The sequence below is a fragment of the Streptomyces sp. NPDC008313 genome (assembly GCF_042956125.1).
In the GTDB taxonomy this organism is placed as follows: Bacteria; Actinomycetota; Actinomycetes; order Streptomycetales; family Streptomycetaceae; genus Streptomyces.
Genome location: NZ_JBIBFR010000004.1, coordinates 1 through 18,293, shown reverse-complemented (window position 1 = coordinate 18,293; position 18,293 = coordinate 1). Strand labels below are relative to the sequence as shown.

The window sequence follows — 18,293 nt, the reverse complement described above, 5'->3', positions numbered from 1 at the left end:
TCGCGTAGTCGCCGGCCGGGTGTGCGGGAGCACGCGCACCGGCCGACGGCGGACCCACAGCAGACGGACCACTGCACGAAGGGGAAGCCATGACAGCGACGACCGACGGAAGCACCGGGGCGCTCCCGCCCCGGGCGGCCTCGGCCAGCGAAACACGCGACACCGTCTCCGTGGTGGCGGAGACGGCATCGCCCCAGCACGCCGCCGCGCACGCCATGCGGCGTGCCACCGACTTCCTGCTCTCCCGTCAGGACGACGAGGGTTGGTGGAAGGGCGACCTCGAGACCAATGTGACGATGGACGCCGAGGACCTGCTGCTCCGCCAGTTCCTGAACATCCTCGACGAGCCGACCAGTCACGCCGCCGCGCTCCACATCCGGGGCGAACAGCGCGCGGACGGCGCCTGGGCCACCTTCCACGGAGGCCCCGGCGAACTCTCCACCACCGTCGAGGCGTACGTCGCCCTGCGCCTCGCCGGGGACGGCCCCGGCGAGCCGCACATGGCACGGGCGTCCGCCTGGGTCCGCGAGCACGGCGGCATCGCCTCGGCCCGGGTCTTCACCCGTATCTGGCTCGCCCTGTTCGGCTGGTGGAAGTGGGAGGACCTGCCCGAACTCCCGCCGGAGCTGATCTGGTTCCCGAAGTGGCTGCCGCTGAACATCTACGACTTCGGCTGCTGGGCCCGGCAGACCATCGTGCCGCTGACCATCGTCTCGGCCAAGCGCCCGGTGCGGCCGGCCCCCTTCCCGCTCGACGAGCTCCACACGGACGCCCGCGACCCCAACCCGGCCAAGCCACTTGCGCCGGTGGCCAGTTGGGACGGAGTCTTCCAGCGCCTCGACAAGGCCCTGCACGGCTACCGCAGGGTCGCCCCCCGCAGACTGCGCAGGGCGGCGATGAACACCGCCGCCCGCTGGATCATCGAACGTCAGGAGAACGACGGCTGCTGGGGCGGCATCCAGCCGCCCGCCGTCTACTCGGTGATCGCCCTGCACCTGCTCGGCTTCGACCTCCGGCATCCGGTGATGCGGGCGGGCCTGGAATCCCTCGACCGGTTCGCGGTGTGGCGCGAGGACGGCGCCCGGATGATCGAGGCCTGCCAGTCACCCGTGTGGGACACCTGCCTGGCGGCGATCGCCCTCGCCGACGCCGGGGTGCCCGCCGACCATCCGCAGCTCGTCAAGGCCGCGGACTGGATGCTCGGGGAGGAGATCGTCCGTCCCGGCGACTGGGCGGTGAAGCGGCCGGGACTCCCGCCCGGCGGCTGGGCCTTCGAGTTCCACAACGACAACTATCCCGACATCGACGACACCGCCGAGGTCGCCCTCGCGCTGCGCCGCGTCAAGCACCACGACCCGGAGCGCGTCGACAACGCCATCGGCCGCGCACTGCGCTGGAACCTCGGCATGCAGTCGAAGAACGGCGGCTGGGGCGCGTTCGACGTCGACAACACCAGTGCCTTCCCCAACCGGCTGCCGTTCTGCGACTTCGGCGAGGTGATCGACCCGCCGTCCGCCGACGTCACCGCCCACGTGGTGGAGATGCTCGCGGTCGAGGGCCTCGCCCACGACCCGCGCACCCGCCGCGGGATCGACTGGCTGCTCGCCGAACAGGAGACCGACGGCTCCTGGTTCGGCCGCTGGGGAGTCAACTACGTGTACGGGACCGGAGCGGTCGTCCCGGCGCTGGTCACCGCCGGCCTCCCCGTCTCGCATCCGGCGATCCGCCGCGCCGTCGCCTGGCTGGAGACCGTGCAGAACGACGACGGCGGCTGGGGCGAGGACCTGCGCTCCTACCACGACGTCGCCGGATGGAGCGGACGCGGCGCCTCGACCGCCTCCCAGACCGGATGGGCGCTGCTCGGACTGCTGGCGGCGGGGGAGCGGGAGTCCAAGGCCGTCGAGCGCGGCGTCGCCTGGCTCGCCGCCACCCAGCGGGAGGACGGTTCCTGGGACGAGCCGTACTTCACCGGCACCGGCTTCCCGTGGGACTTCTCGATCAACTACCACCTCTACCGGCAGGTGTTCCCGCTCACCGCGCTCGGCCGGTATGTGCACGGGGAACCCTTCGCCGACCAGCACGGCAAGGGGAGTTGATGAGCGGAACCCCCGACCGGGCACCGCTGCTGATCGCCTGCGCGCTCGGCATCGAGCACCTCGCCCTGCGCAGCGGCGGCCGCGGCGGCGCCGGGGGGCCCGTCACCGTGTTCCGCACCGGGATGGGCCCCAGGGCCGCCGAGCGCTCGGTCACCCGGCTGCTCGGCGATCCCGTGCTGCGCGAGGCGGCGGTCCTGGCCACCGGGTTCTGCGCGGGGCTCGCCCCGGGCATGCACCCGGGTGACCTCGTCGTCGCCGAGGAGACCCGGGACCCGCGCGGCACCACCCGGTGTGTCGGCTCCGGTCTGCTCGTCAAGGAACTGTCCCGGTCCGTGCCCGGCCGCACCGTGCACACCGGCCCCCTCACCGGCTCCGATCACGTCGTCCGCGGTCACGAACGGTCGGATCTGCGCGCGACCGGCGCGATCGCGGTCGACATGGAGTCGGCGGCCACGCTGCACAGCGCCGTCCGCGCGGGCCCGCGCCCCGTTGCGGCCGTCCGGGTGGTCGTGGACGCTCCGGAACATGAACTCGTCCGTATCGGCACAGTGCGCGGTGGAATATCAGCTTTCCGTGTTCTTCGTGCCGTGCTTCCCGCGTTTTATGAATGGCACCGTTCTTTGCCGCTCCCTCGGAGGTGAGCCAGATGGCCATGCCGCTTCGGCAGTCCATGAAGGTCGCTGCATACCTGTTTGAACAGAAGCTCAGGAAGCGGGACAAGTTCGCGCTCCTGGTCGAATTGGAACCGCTCTTCGCGTGCAACCTCGCCTGCGAGGGCTGCGGAAAGATCCAGCACCCCGCCGGTGTGCTGAAGCAGCGGATGCCCGTGGCACAGGCCGTGGGCGCGGTGCTCGAATCCGGTGCGCCCATGGTGTCCATCGCGGGTGGCGAACCGCTGATGCACCCGCAGATCGACGAGATCGTGCGGCAGTTGGTGGCCAGGAAGAAGTTCGTCTTCCTGTGCACCAACGCCATGCTGATGCGCAAGAAGATGGACAAGTTCAAGCCCTCGCCGTATTTCGCCTGGGCCGTGCACGTCGACGGACTGCGCGAGCGCCACGACGAGTCGGTGGCCAAGGAAGGCGTCTTCGACGAGGCGGTCGAGGCCATCAAGGAGGCCAAGCGGCGCGGATTCCGGGTCACCACCAACTCGACCTTCTTCAACACCGACACCCCGCAGACCGTCATCGAGGTGCTCAACTTCCTCAACGACGACCTGAAGGTGGACGAGATGATGCTCTCGCCCGCCTACGCCTACGAGAAGGCTCCGGACCAGGAGCACTTCCTCGGCGTCCAGCAGACCCGGGAACTGTTCAAGAAGGCGTTCGCGGGCGGCAACCGGCGCCGCTGGCGGCTCAACCAGAGCCCGCTCTTCCTGGATTTCCTGGAGGGCAAGGTCGACTTCCCGTGCACGGCCTGGGCGATCCCCAGCTACTCGCTCTTCGGCTGGCAGCGGCCCTGCTATCTGATGAGCGACGGGTACGTGCAGACGTACAGGCAGCTGCTGGAGGAGACCGACTGGGACTCCTACGGGCGCGGCAGGGACGAACGGTGCGCGAACTGCATGGCGCACTGCGGCTACGAGCCGACCGCCGTCCTCGCCACCATGGGCTCCCTCAAGGAGTCCCTGCGCGCCGCCCGCGAGACGTTCACCGAGAGCCGGGGGTGACGCCGTGACCGCCGTTTCCCTGGGCCTGCCCGAGCTGCCGGCCCGGCCGGTCGCGGAGCGCCGCGTCTCGCGGCGGATCCAGGTCGGAACCGTCGCCGTGGGCGGTGGGGCGCCCGTGTCGGTGCAGTCGATGACGACGACGCGTACGTCGGACATCGGTGCGACGTTGCAGCAGATCGCGGAGCTGACGGCGTCGGGGTGTCAGATCGTGCGGGTGGCGTGTCCGACGCAGGACGACGCGGACGCGTTGGCGACGATCGCGCGGAAGTCGCAGATTCCGGTGATCGCGGACATTCACTTCCAGCCGAAGTATGTGTTCGCGGCGATCGACGCGGGCTGTGCGGCGGTGCGGGTGAATCCGGGCAACATCAAGCAGTTCGACGATCAGGTGAAGGAGATCGCGCGGGCGGCGAAGGACACGGGTACGCCGATCCGGATCGGGGTCAACGCGGGTTCGCTGGACAAGCGGCTGTTGCGGAAGTACGGGAAGGCGACGCCGGAGGCGCTGGTGGAGTCGGCGCTGTGGGAGGCGTCGCTGTTCGAGGAGCACGATTTCCGGGACATCAAGATCTCGGTGAAGCACAACGATCCGGTGGTCATGGTGAACGCGTACCGGCAGTTGGCCGCGGCGTGTGACTATCCGCTGCATCTGGGGGTGACGGAGGCGGGTCCGGCGTTCCAGGGGACGATCAAGTCGGCGGTGGCTTTCGGTGCGCTGCTGAGCGAGGGCATCGGGGACACGATCCGTGTCTCGCTGTCGGCGCCGCCCGCCGAGGAGGTCAAGGTCGGCATCCAGATCCTGGAGTCGCTGAACCTGAAGCAGCGGGGTCTGGAGATCGTGTCGTGTCCGTCGTGCGGTCGTGCGCAGGTGGATGTGTACAAGCTGGCGGAGGAGGTCACGGCGGGCCTCGAGGGCATGGAGGTGCCGTTGCGGGTGGCGGTGATGGGCTGTGTGGTGAACGGGCCGGGGGAGGCGCGTGAGGCGGACCTGGGTGTCGCCTCGGGCAACGGCAAGGGGCAGATCTTCGTGAAGGGCGAGGTCATCAAGACGGTGCCCGAGTCGAAGATCGTGGAGACCCTGATCGAGGAGGCGATGAAGATCGCCGCCGAGATGGAGGAGGACGGCATCGACTCGGGCGCCGGGACAGCGGTTGTTCACGTGAGCTGACGAAGCAACGGACCGAGAGGGGGCCCGAGCGTGACGATTCTGGAGAACATCAGGGGACCACGCGACCTGAAGGCGCTGGCCGAGGCGGAACTCGGTGAACTGGCTCATGAGATCAGGGAGTTCCTGGTGCACGCCGTGGCCAGGACAGGCGGTCACCTCGGGCCCAATCTCGGGGTGGTGGAACTGACCGTCGCGCTCCACCGGGTCTTCGAGTCGCCCGTCGACCGCATCCTGTGGGACACCGGCCATCAGAGCTATGTGCACAAGCTGCTGACCGGACGTCAGGACTTCTCCAAGCTCCGCGGCAAGGGCGGCCTGTCCGGCTACCCCTCGCGCGAGGAGTCCGAGCACGACGTCATCGAGAACAGCCACGCCTCCACCGCGCTCGGCTGGGCGGACGGGCTGGCCAAGGCCCGGCAGGTCCGGGGGGAGGAGGGCCACGTCGTCGCGGTCGTCGGCGACGGCGCGCTCACCGGCGGCATGGCCTGGGAGGCGCTGAACAACATCGCGGCCGCCAGGGACCGGCCGCTGATCATCGTCGTCAACGACAACGAACGCTCCTACGCGCCGACGACAGGCGGCCTCGCCAACCACCTGGCGGCCCTGCGCACCACCGACGGCTACGAGAAGGTCCTCGCCTGGGGCAAGGACGCGCTGCTGCGGACCCCGGTCGTCGGCAGCACCCTGTACGAGTCGCTGCACGGGGCGAAGAAGGGCTTCAAGGACGCCTTCGCCCCGCAGGGCATGTTCGAGGACCTGGGCCTGAAGTACGTGGGGCCGATCGACGGGCACGACACGGCGGCCGTCGAGTCGGCGCTGCGACGCGCGAAACGCTTCCACGGACCCGTACTGGTCCACTGCCTCACCGAGAAGGGCCGCGGATACGAGCCCGCCCTCGCGCACGAGGAGGACCACTTCCACACGGTCGGCGTGATGGACCCGCTCACCTGCGCACCCCTCGCCCCGCCCGGCGGCCCCTCGTGGACCTCCGTGTTCGGCGACGAGATGGTCCGGATCGGCGAGGAGCGCGACGACGTCGTGGCGATCACCGCGGCCATGCTCCACCCGGTGGGGCTGGCCGGATTCGCCGAGCGCTTCCCCGGCCGGGTCTGGGACGTCGGGATCGCCGAACAGCACGCCGCGGTGTCGGCGGCCGGACTCGCGACCGGCGGCCTCCACCCGGTCGTCGCCGTCTACGCCACCTTCCTCAACCGGGCCTTCGACCAGCTCCTGATGGACGTCGCCCTGCACCGCTGCGGGGTCACCTTCGTCCTCGACCGGGCCGGGGTCACGGGTGTCGACGGCGCGTCCCACAACGGCATGTGGGACATGTCGATCCTCCAGGTCGTGCCCGGCCTGAGAATCGCCGCGCCGCGCGACGCCGACCAGTTGCGAGCCCAGCTGCGCGAGGCGGTCGCCGTCGACGACGCGCCGACCCTGATCCGCTTCCCCAAGGAGTCGGTCGGGCCCGTCCTCCCGGCCGTGGACCACGTCGGCGGCATGGACGTCCTGCACCGCGCCGAGCGGCCCCGGGTGCTGCTGGTCGCCGTCGGTGTGATGGCCTCGGTCTGCCTGCGGGCCGCCGAGCTGCTGGAGGCCCGCGGCATCGGCTGCACCGTGGTGGACCCGCGCTGGGTCAAGCCCGTGGACCCGGCGCTCCCGGAGCTCGCCGCCGGACACCGACTCGTCGCGGTCGTGGAGGACAACAGCAGGGCCGCCGGGGTCGGCGCGGCGGTCGCGCTGGCGCTCGGTGACGCCGACGTCGACGTGCCCGTACGGCGCTTCGGCATCCCGGAGCAGTTCCTCGCGCACGCCAGACGCGCCGAGGTGCTCGCCGACATCGGTCTCACGCCCGTCGAGATCGCCGGGCGGATCAGCGCCGGCCTCGCCACCCGGCAGCCCGTGCCCGAGGAGACGCAGGAATGACCATCCCTTCAGGGCAGGCACCGTGCGAGGAGACCTCCTCCGTGCGCCCCGCCGAGGACACCCCCGCCGCGGGAGCGCGCGCCGGCACCGGCAGGCGTGACTTCGACCTCCGCGCGCTCCTGGCCGAGCGGGGGGCCGAGCGCTACGACCTGCACGCGAAGCACCTGAACCACCAGCTCCCGCGCATGCTGCACACCATCGGCTTCGACAAGGTCTACGAGCGGGCCGAGGGGGCCCACTTCTGGGACGCGGACGGCAACGACTACCTGGACATGCTCGCCGGGTTCGGCGTGATGGGCCTGGGCCGCCACCACCCCGTCGTCCGGCAGGCGCTGCACGACGTCCTCGACGCCCGGCTCGCCGACCTCACCCGCTTCGACTGCCAGCCGCTGCCCGGCCTGCTCGCCGAGAAGCTGCTGACCCACAGCCCGCACCTGGACCGGGTGTTCTTCGGCAACAGCGGCACCGAGGCAGTGGAGACCGCGCTGAAGTTCGCCCGCTACGCCACCGGGAGACCGCGCGTCCTCTACTGCGCGCACGCCTTCCACGGACTGACCACCGGATCGCTCTCCGTCAACGGTGAGGACGGGTTCCGTGACGGATTCGCCCCGCTGCTGCCCGACACGGCCGTGCCGCTGGGGGACCTCGACGCCCTGGCGCGCGAGCTGAGGAAGGGGGACGTCGCCGCACTCATCGTCGAGCCCATCCAGGGCAAGGGGGTGCACGAGCCCCCGCCCGGCTATCTGCGCGCCGCCCAGGACCTGCTGCGCCGGCACAAGGCGCTGCTCATCGCCGACGAGGTGCAGACCGGCCTCGGCCGGACCGGGGACTTCTACGCCTACCAGCACGAGGACGGGGTGGAGCCGGACCTGGTCTGTGTGGCGAAGGCCCTCTCCGGCGGCTACGTCCCGGTCGGCGCGACCCTCGGCAGGGACTGGATCTTCAAGAAGGTCTACTCGTCGATGGACCGGGTCCTCGTGCACTCGGCGAGCTTCGGTGCGAACGCGCAGGCCATGGCGGCGGGGCTGGCGGTCCTGTCCGTCATGGAGAACGAGCGGACCGTCGAGCACGCCCGGGCCATGGGGGAGCGGTTGAAGTCCCGGCTCGCGGCCCTCGTCGACCGGTACGAGCTGCTGAGCGACGTACGCGGCCGGGGGCTGATGATCGGCATCGAGTTCGGCAGGCCCAGGTCGCTGAAGCTGCGCAGCCGCTGGACGATGCTCCAGGCGGCCCGCAAGGGACTGTTCGCCCAGATGGTCGTCGTCCCGCTGCTGCAGCGGCACCGCATCCTCACCCAGGTCTCCGGCGACCACCTGGAGGTGATCAAGCTGATTCCCCCGCTGGTCGTCGACGAGGGCGACGTCGACCGGTTCGTGGAGGCGTTCGCCGCTGTGATGGACGACGCGCACAGCGGGGGTGGCCTCGTGTGGGACTTCGGCAGGACACTGGTCAAGCAGGCGGTGGCCAACCGCTGAGACGCCCGGCCGGACCGGCCTCGCCTGCGGCCCGGCGCCTTTTGCCTCTGGGGCAAGTAATTTGCCTCAGAGGAAAGGCGCTGGCTGAATCGAGGGTATGAGCCCTGTCCCGCCCGAGCCGTCGTCCGAGGACGCCTCGCCGGCCGAGCCGCCGCCGACGCGCCCCGCGCCCTCGCCGCCTGCCGGGCCGCCCGCCCCGGCGGAACCGGACGCCGGTGAGCGCGGTGCCGGGACGCTCCCCGCCGTCGCCCCCCGCCTGCGCGACCTGCGCCGGCACGCCTCGCTGACCCTGGAGGCCGCCGCCCGCTCCGCCGGCCTCTCGCCCGCGCACCTCTCCCGCCTGGAGACGGGACAGCGCCAGCCCTCCCTGCCGATGCTGCTCACGCTGGCCCGGGTCTACGGCACCACCGTCTCGGACCTGCTCGGCGAGACGGCCGCCGAACGGGACGCGGTCGTCCGCGCCGCCGGCATGGAACCGACCCGCGCGGGCGGCTGGACCTACTGGCAGGCCGGCTCGCCGGGACGCGGGATGCAGGCCCTGCGGGTGCACGTCCCGTACGGCGCGCAGGGCGACATCGTGCGCGTCCACCCCGGGGAGGAGTGGCTGCACGTCCTGCGCGGGCGGCTGCGACTACGGCTCGGGGACACCGCGCACCTGCTCGCGCCCGGCGACAGCGCGCACTTCGACTCGCTCACCCCGCACCGCATCGCCGCCGCGGACCAGGACGGAGCCGACCTCCTCTTCGTCCACACCCTGCTGCAGAGCCCCACCGCCGCCCTGTGCCTCGGCCCGGCGGCGGGCCATCACACCCACGGAGAGACGTCATGACACAGCCGCCGGAACCCGCCCCCCGCCGCAGGTCCATGGAAGAGAAGTTCCCGAGGTCGCTGTGGGTGCGGCTGGTCATCTACGTCGCCGTCGGCCACCTCTTCGCCGCCTTCGTCTACCTGCTGTTCACTCTGGGAGCACAGAACCAGTAGCCGTCCGGTGCCGGCCCTCACGACCGGCCCCTCCGCGCGCGCCCGCTTCAGTCCAGCAGGCGCGCGCGCAGCTGTTCCCGCACCTCGGGGGTGAGCTTCAGGCCCTCCCGCAGATAGGTGTCGACACCGCCCCAGGTCCCCTCGATCGTGTCGAAGGCCGCCGCGAGGTACTCGGCGCGCGCGTCGAAGAGCGGGCTGAGCAGCTCCATCACCTCGGGCGAGTACGCGTCGGGCGACGTGTTGCTGCGCCGTACCTTGTACCGGCGGTGCGTGGCGTTGGACTGCAGGTAGTCCGTGACGATGGCGTCCCGCTCCACTCCTACGGCGAGAAGCGTCACGGCGACCGACAGGCCCGCGCGGTCCTTGCCGGCCGCGCAGTGCATCAGCGCGGGCACGCTGTCCTCGGCGAGTGCCCGCAGCACCTGGGAGTGCTCGGCGGTGCGGTCCGTGATGATGGAGCGGTACGAGTTGATCATCCGGTCCGCGCCCTTGCCGTCCGCCAGCAGGGAGCGCAGCCGGCCGAGATCGCCCTCGCGGACCATCTTCCAGAACTCGACACCGTGCGCCGGGTCGCTCAGCGGCAGGTTCACGTTGCGCACGCCCGGCAGCTCGACGTCCAGGCCGTCCAGCTTGCGGTCGGCCGCGTTGCGGAAGTCGAAGATCGTGTGCAGGCCGAGGGAGGCGAGGAACGCCGCGTCCTCCCGCGTCGCGTGCGCGAGATGACCGCTGCGGAACAGCCGCCCGTGGCGTATCCGGCGACCGTCCACGGTCGGCAGTCCGCCCACGTCACGGAAGTTGCGCACGCCGGCCAGCTCGGGCTCGGTCGACGGGACCTGCTGCGTCATGGGGGCTCCTCCCAATCGGCCGCCGACGCTGCTCGGCATCGCTCGCCGACGGGTGCCTCCCGACGATACGACATGGGTTCCCGGGGCAATCAGTTGTCCACGGGACCATCGCGGGCAGTGGCGGTGGCGGTGACGGCAGTGGCGGCGGCAGGGGTGGCGGTGGCGCCGCCGACGGAGTCCAGGTCGCTCCGTTACGGGTGATCTGTCCGGTATGGCCGCACTGGTACTTCTCTTCTGATTAGCGCTTTTATGCTGACTGATCCTAAATAGCAGGATTGGTCACAACTGGCCCTGGGATAAGGCCCCGTGATCCCGTTGCGCGTGAGCAGCGTCATAACCGTGACGGTGCGTCGTGGCCGCCCGTGCGTAATTCCCCTTTGTTCTCCAGCCTTTCAGGGAAAGGGAAAGATCACTGATCCACGCAGGGTGACCGCGAATTGGCCGATGGATCAAGAGAAATGGGCCCCGGGGAAATCCGCTGCTTGTCGCGGCGCGTCCCGTTCGCTTACGTTCAGCCTCAATCCGGACGGACGCCCAATCCTGCCGCCGCCCGGAATCCGCACACTCACCCGTACACGGCAGGAGCGGGGGACCCACAGGTAAAACGCCTGTTCCGGTTCCCGGAACGGCTAGGGGTAAAGCCGCGTGGCATACGTGGCCGGACATCTCCAGTCCGAACCCGACAGCTCACCTCGCAGGCGCCGGAGAGGAATTCGCCATGCCCGCGAAGGGTAAGCACCGCCGTCCCAAGTCCGCCTTCTTCACCCGCTCGATCGCAGTCGCCACCACCGGTGGCGCGGCGCTCGCGCTGCCGCTGATGGGTGCCGCCGGCGCTCACGCCGCGACCCCCTCGGCGGCCGTCTCCTCGGTCACGGGGAAGGTCGCCGCCGCCCCCGCCGCCGCTCACAAGGCCGGGACGAAGACGTACACGGTCGAGGCAGGCGACTACCTGTCGAAGATCGCCGACGAGCAGAACGTCGACGGCGGCTGGAAGAAGCTGTACTCGGACAACCGCGCGGCCGTCGGCGACGACCCGTCGCTGATCCACCCGGGTCTGAAGCTGACGCTCGGCAAGAAGGCGGCGGCGCCGAGCAAGGCCGCTCAGCCCGCCGAGAAGACCTCGGCCCCGGCCCCCGCCGCGAAGCCCGCCCCCGCCGCCGACACGGCCACCGACTCCGGCTACACCCTGCCGGTCCAGAGCTCCTCCGTCGGCACCGCCTACAAGACCGCGGGCAGCATGTGGTCCAGCGGCTACCACACCGGCGTCGACTTCGTGGTTCCGACCGGCACCACCATCAAGTCGATCGCGGCGGGCACCGTCGTCTCGGCCGGCTGGGGCGGCGCGTACGGCAACGAGGTCATCGTCCAGCACGCGGACGGCAAGTACTCGCAGTACGCCCACCTGTCGCAGTTGTCCGTCTCGGCCGGCCAGACCGTGACCGAGGGGCAGCAGCTCGGCCTCTCCGGTGCGACCGGCAACGTCACGGGCCCCCACCTGCACTTCGAGATCCGCACCACGCCGAGCTACGGCTCGGACGTGGACCCGGTGGCGTACCTGCGCTCCCACGGCGTCACCGTCGGCTGACGCGTCGGTGACACGGCCGAAGGCCGGACCCCCGCCCGGGGTCCGGCCTTCGGCCTTCCGTCGTCCGCTCACCCCGTACCCGCAGCCGTACCCCCATCCCGCACCCGCACCTGAACCCGCGGTGGCCGGGAGCCGGTCGGCCGCCATCGGCCGTGGGGGCCTTATTCCGAGTTGACCAACACTTGACGCGTGGCTTATCTCACCGTCCGTCAACCCCTCCCTACGGTCGCGTAGCTCACATCGGAAGGTGAATCATGGACCGACGTGGCAGACGATTCGAAGAGTGACAGCACAGCGGTGATCGGGTCGTACGTGGCGGTGGGGGACAGCTTCACCGAGGGCGTCGGCGATCCGGGCCCCGACGGGTCCTACCTGGGCTGGGCCGACCGGTTCGCGGTACTCCTCGCGGACCGGCGTCCCGAGGGGGACTTCACCTACATCAATCTGGCCGTGCGCGGAAAGCTCCTCGACCAGGTGGTCGCGGACCAGCTCCCGCGCGCCAGGGAACTCGCCCCGGACATGGTCTCCTTCTGCGCGGGCGGCAACGACATCATCCGGCCGGGCACCGACCCCGACGAGGTCGCGGAGCGATTCGAGCGCGCGGTCGCCGACCTGACCTCCGCCGTCGGGACCGTCATGGTGACCACGGGGTTCGACACCCGCGGCATCCCGGTGCTCCAGCGGCTGCGTGGCAAGATCGCCACGTACAACGGGCATGTGCGGGCCATCGCCGACCGCTACGGCTGCCCCGTGCTCGACCTCTGGTCGCTGAAGACGATCCAGGACCGGCGCGCCTGGGACCACGACCGGCTGCACCTCTCGCCCGAGGGGCACACCCGGGTCGCCCTGCGGGCCGGCCAGCTTCTCGGCATCGAGGTCCCGGCCGACCCGGACCAGCCGTGGCCCCCGCTGCCGCCGCGCGGCACCCTCGACGTCCGGCGCGACGACATCCAGTGGGCCCGCGAATACCTGGTGCCCTGGATCGGCCGCCGCCTGCGAGGGGAGTCCTCGGGCGACCACGTCACCGCCAAGGGCCCCCTCTCCCCGAGCGACATCCGCCTCCGCATCGGACCGACGGCGTAGGTCAGGGGCGGGGGGAGCAGGTCCGGGGCGAGACCGGGTCGGGGCCGAAGGGGTCCGGACGGGTCCGGGGTTGGGGGGATTTCCGCACCGCCGTGCGGCTGACCCGTCACCCCGGACAACTCCGCCTGCTCCAGCCCCAGTTCGCGCGTCGGCGCCAGGTCCACCCACTCCCGGGTGCGCGCTCGCGACACCGCCCCGGGATATGCCCTCATCCGCACGGCCGGCCCGTCCGGCAGCGCTGTCAGCCGCAGCGCCGCCCCCGCCGGATCGGGGCAGGCGAACTCCCCCGCCGCCACGCCCTCCGCGATCACCTCGGTGATCGCGGCCTTCCACCGCCGGTCCACTCAACCGCGCTCTGGACACGCGGAAAACCCTCCAGCGGTGGCAGGGACGCCGACGGGGTCCGGCGAGGCGGGTTCATCGTGCCGCCGTGCCGGTGCTCCCGGCCGCCCGGGCGTCCCGGAGGTCGCAGGAGTCCTTGAACCCCTGACTGGTCAGCCCCAGCGCGGAGTTGACGCGCGAGCGGAAGTTCTCCACCGCGACCATCGCCGTGAGTTCCACGAACGCGGGCTCGCCCAGCCGGTCGCGCAGCCGGCCGGCCAGCTCGTCCCCGACCGTCGGCGGGGTGGCCGTCATCGCCTCCGCGTACTCCAGCACGTCGCGCTCCAGTGGCGTGTACACGTCGCTCTCGCGCCACCGCGGGACGTCGAGCAGCTTCTCCCGCGCCATGCCGCTCTCCCGGCCGACCCAGTAGCCGAAGTCCATGCACCAGGCGCAGCCGATCGAGGCGGCCGACGCCATCTCGGCGAGTTTCCTCAGCTCCGGGTCGAGCTTGTCCCACTTGGCCACCGCCTGCTCGAAGCGCAGGTCGGTCCGCAGGACGCGCGGGTTGTGGGCGAGCACCCTGGCGGGTTCCAGGACCTTTCCGTACGTCCGCTTCGAGTACCACTCCACGAAGCGGAAGAAGAACGTGCGCGGCTGGGTTGAGGAAACACGGGCCATCGGGGCCACCTCCGGTGCGTCGTAGCGGGCGCCTGGTTCTCGCGCCTTTCACAGGTACGACGGACCGGGCGGCCGAGACGTGACATCGGGGCCGTCCCGCGGACCGACAAGCCTTCGCGGCCCGGGCCCACGCGGCCCGGGCCCACGCGGCCCGGGCCCACGCGGCCCGGGCCCACGCGGCCCGGGCCCCGCGCAGGCCGTGCCCGGGGATGTCGCGGGGACGACCATAATGAGATGTCCGACGACTCCTTCAGGAGGCACTGTGACCGGTTTCCGTTCCCTGAGCTCCGGGCTCCGCGCGCTGCGGCCCGCCGCCTTCGGCGCGGACCCGGGAGGTGAGCGTCTGGAGCGCATACGCAGGTCGCCCCACTTCGCCGACGGGGTCTTCCAGAATCCCGTGAGCGCCCGGATCAGACCCGACGGCTCGATGATCGAGTTCGCGAAGGTCTACTTCCGCAAGGAGGAGCGTGTCCACCGCACCCCGGTGGGCACGGTCCCGGTGCACCCCACGACGTTCGCCGATCTCGCCAGGCCTCCGGCCGGCGGGCTGCGGCTGACCTGGATGGGACATTCCAGCGTCCTCGCCGAGATCGACGGGCACCGCGTGCTCTTCGACCCGGTCTGGGGCGACCGCTGCTCCCCGTTCGACTTCGCGGGACCCAAGCGGCTGCACCCCGTGCCCCTGCCGCTGGCCGCGCTGGGGCCGGTGGACGTGGTCGTCATCTCGCACGACCACTACGACCACCTGGACATGCCCACGATCAAGGCGCTGGCCGGTACGGACACGGTGTTCGCGGTGCCGCTCGGCGTCGGCGCCCACCTGGAGCGCTGGGGCGTCCCCGCGGACCGGCTGCGCGAGCTGGACTGGCACGAGTCGACGAAGGTCGGCGGCCTCCGGCTCACCGCCACGCCCGCCCGGCACTTCTGCGGCCGGGGTCTGCGCAACACCCAGCACACCCTCTGGGCCTCCTGGGCCGTCGCCGGTGACGAGCACCGGATCTACCACAGCGGCGACACCGGCTACTTCGAGGGGTTCGCGGAGATCGGTGCGCAGCACGGGCCGTTCGACGCCACGATGATCCAGATCGGCGCCTACTCCGAGTACTGGCCCGACATCCACATGACTCCCGAGGAGGGCGTGCGCGCCCACCTGGACCTCCAGGGCGACCGCGCCGACGGCGTGATGCTGCCGATCCACTGGGCCACCTTCAACCTGGCGCCCCACCCGTGGGTGGAGCCGGGGGAGTGGACGAAGGATGCGGCCGAGGAGGTCGGGCAGGCGGTGGCGTTCCCGCGGCCGGGGGAGCCGTTCGAGCCGGCGGGGGCACTGCCGGGCGAGGCGTGGTGGCGGGCGGTCTCCGGTCCTATCGCGCACCCGTGGCGCCGTCCCCGGATCGTCGAAGGCCTGGCTGGGACGAGCAAGGGCGATCTCGACCTCGCGGGGGAGCGGTGACCGCGGACGAGCGCAGGGAGATGGTCCAGATGCTGGAGCATCTCCCTGCTGACGAGCGGGATCGTTTGCTGCGCGCTTTGGACGGAGCGTCGCGCGTGCAGTGTGAAATCACTACTCAGTGCTTCAGGCCCTTGCCGTCCGCGCCAGCGCCTGGTTCGCCGCACGCGGCAACATGATCGGTGAGGTGGAGGCAGACCGACGCATCGCGTTGGCAGCCGACCACCGGCCTACGCAGCCTGGTTGAACTCCTCAGTATCGGGCGGGGCCGCGGCGGGACGCTGCCGGTGGGCGGTCTGATGGCACCGCGTACTGCAGTAATCCTGCATAGGAAGGGCTGGGTCGGATGCATGGCTGCCCGTCTCGAGGGGGAGGGGCGCACGGCCGAGCGTGAGCCGACTGTCGGCTGACGAAAACTAGCCAATCCGTTCGAACCGGAAGAGGGCATTCATACTTCCGCTTCTACATTGCCACACAACCTCTCCTCTGCCGCGAGCAGTTACGACGCCGGAATCCTGGGTTCCACCAGTGGGTTGCTTCAGGCCACTGCTGCTCGACGGAACGAAGTGGACGCAATCTCCGGACTAGACGATGACCTATGGTGCTCTCGATCTGCGGGACGGTGGCCCGGAGAGAGCGCTGTACCGCCACTCCTCAGACGGGCTCGCAACTGCGCTTCTCCATGACCGTGAACACTGAATGCCTTTTGCGGAAAGGGTAGTTACTCATGGCCAGAACCACGACGCCGTTACGCACAGCGGTCACCGGTGCCGTACTCGCCATTGAGGCCCCGTCCGGGCCTCAGGCTGTCGCTGCCGAAAAGCCGGAACTCCGCACAGCCGACAGTGCCAGCCCGTCGGCGCGAGCTTTCGCCGGAAAGAACACAGCTGCGGTCTCGGCTGCGGCGACCGTCTGCGGTTCAGGTTACGCGTTCCGGAACGCCGTAGCCCTGCCCAGCGCCACCAACCGCTTGGGCACCCTGTTCGTCTACGAGAACGGGGGCTCAGGCTGCGCCATCATGGACAACAACACCAGTGGCGCGAAGTACATGTACCTGAAGATCTGCGAGGTTGGCGGCACCAACTGCGACACGGACTCGGGGAACTTCACCTCCTACGCTGGCCCCAACTACGTCAACAGCTTCGCCTGCGCGCCAGTAACGGCCAAGATGGGGACGAGTTCGTCGAGCCTCTATTTCACGTACACGAGTGAACGGCTGTTCCCCTGTGGCTGACAGGACGTCGGCCGGAAGCCGGGTGATATTCGGCGGCGTCTGCCTCATCGCCGCCTACACGCTGGTCGGTTGTGGTGCGCAGCCGGCATCCAGCCCGGCTGGTGCGTCAACCCTCAAGGCTTCCACCACGGCAGCCGAGGATCCCGCAGCGCCTTCACGCGACGACGGCCCACACGGCGGGACTCTGGTCCAGCAGAACGAGGCCCTCATAAAGGACGAGACCAAAAGGCGCGCCAAGAGCGCGCCCAGCGGTGACACGGTCGGACCGAAGAACACCAAGATTTCGAGGCCCGAGGAATAGCCATCGGTGGCGGGGACGTCGAGAGCCTCAAGGTCACTCTCATGGTGACGAGGATCCCCTTGGCGTGATCTGCACGAACGCCGGTCTGCCCGTGTGCGCTTCTACGCCGCGCGGCCGGCCGGTTGCCTCCAACCCTCCGGAGTGCGGGAGGGACACGATATCTCCGAAATCGGCCTCCATTCCGAATGCCCCCGTCTGTTGGCAACGTCGTGACTTTCAGGCGGAGGTATGACAACGCCAGCTTCCAACGTGGCGATGTGGGTGACGCCATTATCCAGGTCCTGCGGCTGCGTAGCCATGCTCAAAAACAAGACGGGAGCGAGCATTTGAGAGTACTGAGATGCGCTGGGAAAGGGGTGGCCGGTCTGGCGGCCGCCGCGGTCCTGACAGGCCTCTTACAGGCGGCTGTGCCGGCCATGGCAGCGCCCACGCCACCTGCGCCCAGTTCCGGCAGTGAGCAGTCGTCGGTGCCGCCTGCTCGTGTGGAGAACCCAGGCAAGAGACTCGGTAAAAACTGGAAGAAGTCCGCCGACCGGGCGGTGACCACTGCGGCGGATGCCGGAGGGCTGAAGATCCTCGTCGCGGACAGCAAGGACGCGTACGAATGGAGGACGGTCGCCACCCTCGCGGAACCCGCCATGCCCGCAGACGCATGGATCGGGAATGCCTGCGCGATGGACCGCGACCACGTGGCCGCCGTCTACGCGCCGCGCACGTTCACCAACAAGCCCGATCTCATGCAGGGTGGCGCGTTCACTGCCGTTGTCGACGTGAAGACCGGCACGGTGGCGAAACTGCCGTTCACGGCATCGCTGGCCTACTTCGATCCCACCTGCAACCCCGAGACCGCTACCGCCGCGTTCACAGCGTTCCGTGACAACAAGAGTCGGCTGGTCACCGTTTCCACCAGCGGCAGGACGACCGCGGACACCACCGTGGACGGGCAGGTGACCTCCGCTGTACCCGTCGACGACGGCATTGTCGCCGCACGAGGAAGGAACCTCATTCACCTCGGCTCTGCCGGCAAAGCCCGCACCCTGGCCTCGGCAGGCAGTGTTCCGTTCCAGATACGCCCCGCCTCTGACGGAGTAGCGTTCCTCGACCGCACCGGCGACACCGCCCGTGCGAAGCTGTGGACTGGGCACGGCACGCCGTCAACGCTGGCTTCTGGCAAGGTCGGCGACATCGCCCTCGAGCAGGGAACCGGCGGCCGGGTGTTCCTCACCGGACACACCAAATATCTGCATCTGACCGGCAGCGCCGTGTCCCCTCTGAAGGTCGAGGCGGACAATGAGGTCTTTCAGCGTTGCCTCTCCAGGGTGAGGACGGCTTTGGCGATGACGGTCATGCGGTTGGGGCTGATGCGGGATCTGCGGAAGATCTGCCAGGACTTCAGCCGTGCCATGCCGCGTTCGACCGGTGCCCGGGCTGCGGCCAGGGCCCGGTTGGCGGTGTGCTGGGTGAGGGTGAGTTCGCCG

15 protein-coding genes, 1 pseudogene and 1 riboswitch are annotated in these 18,293 nt (G+C 70.2%); of the genes and pseudogenes, 12 read left to right on the top strand and 4 right to left on the bottom strand.

Annotated elements, in window-relative coordinates; translation table 11 throughout:
- The first annotated feature begins 89 nt into the window (after positions 1–89).
- The 8 genes from shc (at position 90) to ACFY93_RS06655 (ending at position 9,315) form a co-directional block, all read left to right on the top strand.
- Entirely contained in the window at positions 90–2,096 is a 2,007-nt protein-coding gene (shc, locus tag ACFY93_RS06690; RefSeq protein ID WP_391354204.1) for a squalene--hopene cyclase, read from the top strand.
- A complete protein-coding gene (locus ACFY93_RS06685) occupies positions 2,096–2,737 on the top strand; it encodes a 1-hydroxy-2-methyl-2-butenyl 4-diphosphate reductase (protein WP_391354202.1) in 642 nt (213 codons plus the stop codon). The genes shc and ACFY93_RS06685 overlap by 1 nt, the downstream gene beginning before the upstream one ends.
- A gap of 5 nt (positions 2,738–2,742) precedes the next feature.
- A complete protein-coding gene (hpnH, locus tag ACFY93_RS06680) occupies positions 2,743–3,765 on the top strand; it encodes an adenosyl-hopene transferase HpnH (RefSeq protein WP_391354200.1) in 1,023 nt (340 codons plus the stop codon).
- 4 nt (positions 3,766–3,769) lie between these two features.
- Positions 3,770–4,933 (top strand): flavodoxin-dependent (E)-4-hydroxy-3-methylbut-2-enyl-diphosphate synthase, encoded by a 1,164-nt coding sequence (ispG, locus tag ACFY93_RS06675; RefSeq protein ID WP_391354198.1) that lies wholly within the window; start codon positions 3,770–3,772, stop codon positions 4,931–4,933.
- A gap of 30 nt (positions 4,934–4,963) precedes the next feature.
- Positions 4,964–6,859, top strand: a complete 1,896-nt coding sequence (dxs, locus tag ACFY93_RS06670; RefSeq protein ID WP_391354195.1) for a 1-deoxy-D-xylulose-5-phosphate synthase — start codon at positions 4,964–4,966, stop codon at positions 6,857–6,859.
- The gene (locus ACFY93_RS06665; RefSeq protein ID WP_391354193.1) at positions 6,856–8,334 is read left to right on the top strand and encodes an aminotransferase class III-fold pyridoxal phosphate-dependent enzyme; all 1,479 of its coding nucleotides are present in this window, start codon (positions 6,856–6,858) and stop codon (positions 8,332–8,334) included. The genes dxs and ACFY93_RS06665 overlap by 4 nt, the downstream gene beginning before the upstream one ends.
- 97 nt (positions 8,335–8,431) lie before the next feature.
- Complete coding sequence (locus tag ACFY93_RS06660) at positions 8,432–9,163, top strand: helix-turn-helix domain-containing protein (RefSeq protein WP_391354191.1); 732 nt, start codon at positions 8,432–8,434, stop codon at positions 9,161–9,163.
- The gene (locus ACFY93_RS06655) at positions 9,160–9,315 is read left to right on the top strand and encodes a DUF6126 family protein (protein ID WP_391354189.1); all 156 of its coding nucleotides are present in this window, start codon (positions 9,160–9,162) and stop codon (positions 9,313–9,315) included. Before ACFY93_RS06660 ends, ACFY93_RS06655 begins: the two co-directional genes overlap by 4 nt.
- A 47-nt stretch (positions 9,316–9,362) precedes the next feature.
- Here ACFY93_RS06655 and ACFY93_RS06650 read toward each other — a convergent pair whose 3' ends face one another.
- Positions 9,363–10,160, bottom strand: a complete 798-nt coding sequence (locus ACFY93_RS06650; RefSeq protein ID WP_391354187.1) for a tyrosine-protein phosphatase — start codon at positions 10,158–10,160, stop codon at positions 9,363–9,365.
- A gap of 537 nt (positions 10,161–10,697) precedes the next feature.
- Positions 10,698–10,874: riboswitch (cyclic di-AMP (ydaO/yuaA leader) on the top strand.
- A gap of 4 nt (positions 10,875–10,878) precedes the next feature.
- Between ACFY93_RS06650 and ACFY93_RS06645 the strand changes: the two genes are divergently transcribed.
- Together ACFY93_RS06645 and ACFY93_RS06640 are read left to right on the top strand one after the other, a co-directional pair.
- Positions 10,879–11,745, top strand: coding sequence for a peptidoglycan DD-metalloendopeptidase family protein (locus tag ACFY93_RS06645; RefSeq protein WP_391354185.1), 867 nt, complete (start codon positions 10,879–10,881; stop codon positions 11,743–11,745).
- 297 nt (positions 11,746–12,042) lie between these two features.
- On the top strand, positions 12,043–12,828 hold the full coding sequence (locus ACFY93_RS06640; protein ID WP_391354774.1) for a GDSL-type esterase/lipase family protein: 786 nt from the start codon (positions 12,043–12,045) through the stop codon (positions 12,826–12,828).
- Between the two features lie 113 nt (positions 12,829–12,941).
- Here the strand turns inward: ACFY93_RS06640 and ACFY93_RS06635 are convergent.
- Positions 12,942–13,172, bottom strand: a pseudogene (locus tag ACFY93_RS06635) (TetR family transcriptional regulator C-terminal domain-containing protein); the annotation flags it as partial.
- A 73-nt stretch (positions 13,173–13,245) separates the two neighbouring features.
- Positions 13,246–13,830 (bottom strand): carboxymuconolactone decarboxylase family protein, encoded by a 585-nt coding sequence (locus tag ACFY93_RS06630; RefSeq protein ID WP_391354183.1) that lies wholly within the window; start codon positions 13,828–13,830, stop codon positions 13,246–13,248.
- Positions 13,831–14,092: 262 nt separating this feature from the next.
- Between ACFY93_RS06630 and ACFY93_RS06625 the strand changes: the two genes are divergently transcribed.
- Entirely contained in the window at positions 14,093–15,283 is a 1,191-nt protein-coding gene (locus tag ACFY93_RS06625; RefSeq protein WP_391354181.1) for an MBL fold metallo-hydrolase, read from the top strand.
- Between the two features lie 724 nt (positions 15,284–16,007).
- Positions 16,008–16,514: a hypothetical protein gene (locus ACFY93_RS06620; protein WP_391354179.1), complete on the top strand. Its 507-nt coding sequence runs from the start codon at positions 16,008–16,010 to the stop codon at positions 16,512–16,514.
- A gap of 1,601 nt (positions 16,515–18,115) precedes the next feature.
- Here the strand turns inward: ACFY93_RS06620 and ACFY93_RS06615 are convergent.
- The coding region (locus ACFY93_RS06615; RefSeq protein WP_391354772.1) for a transposase family protein at positions 18,116–18,293 on the bottom strand (178 nt) is incomplete at its 5' end.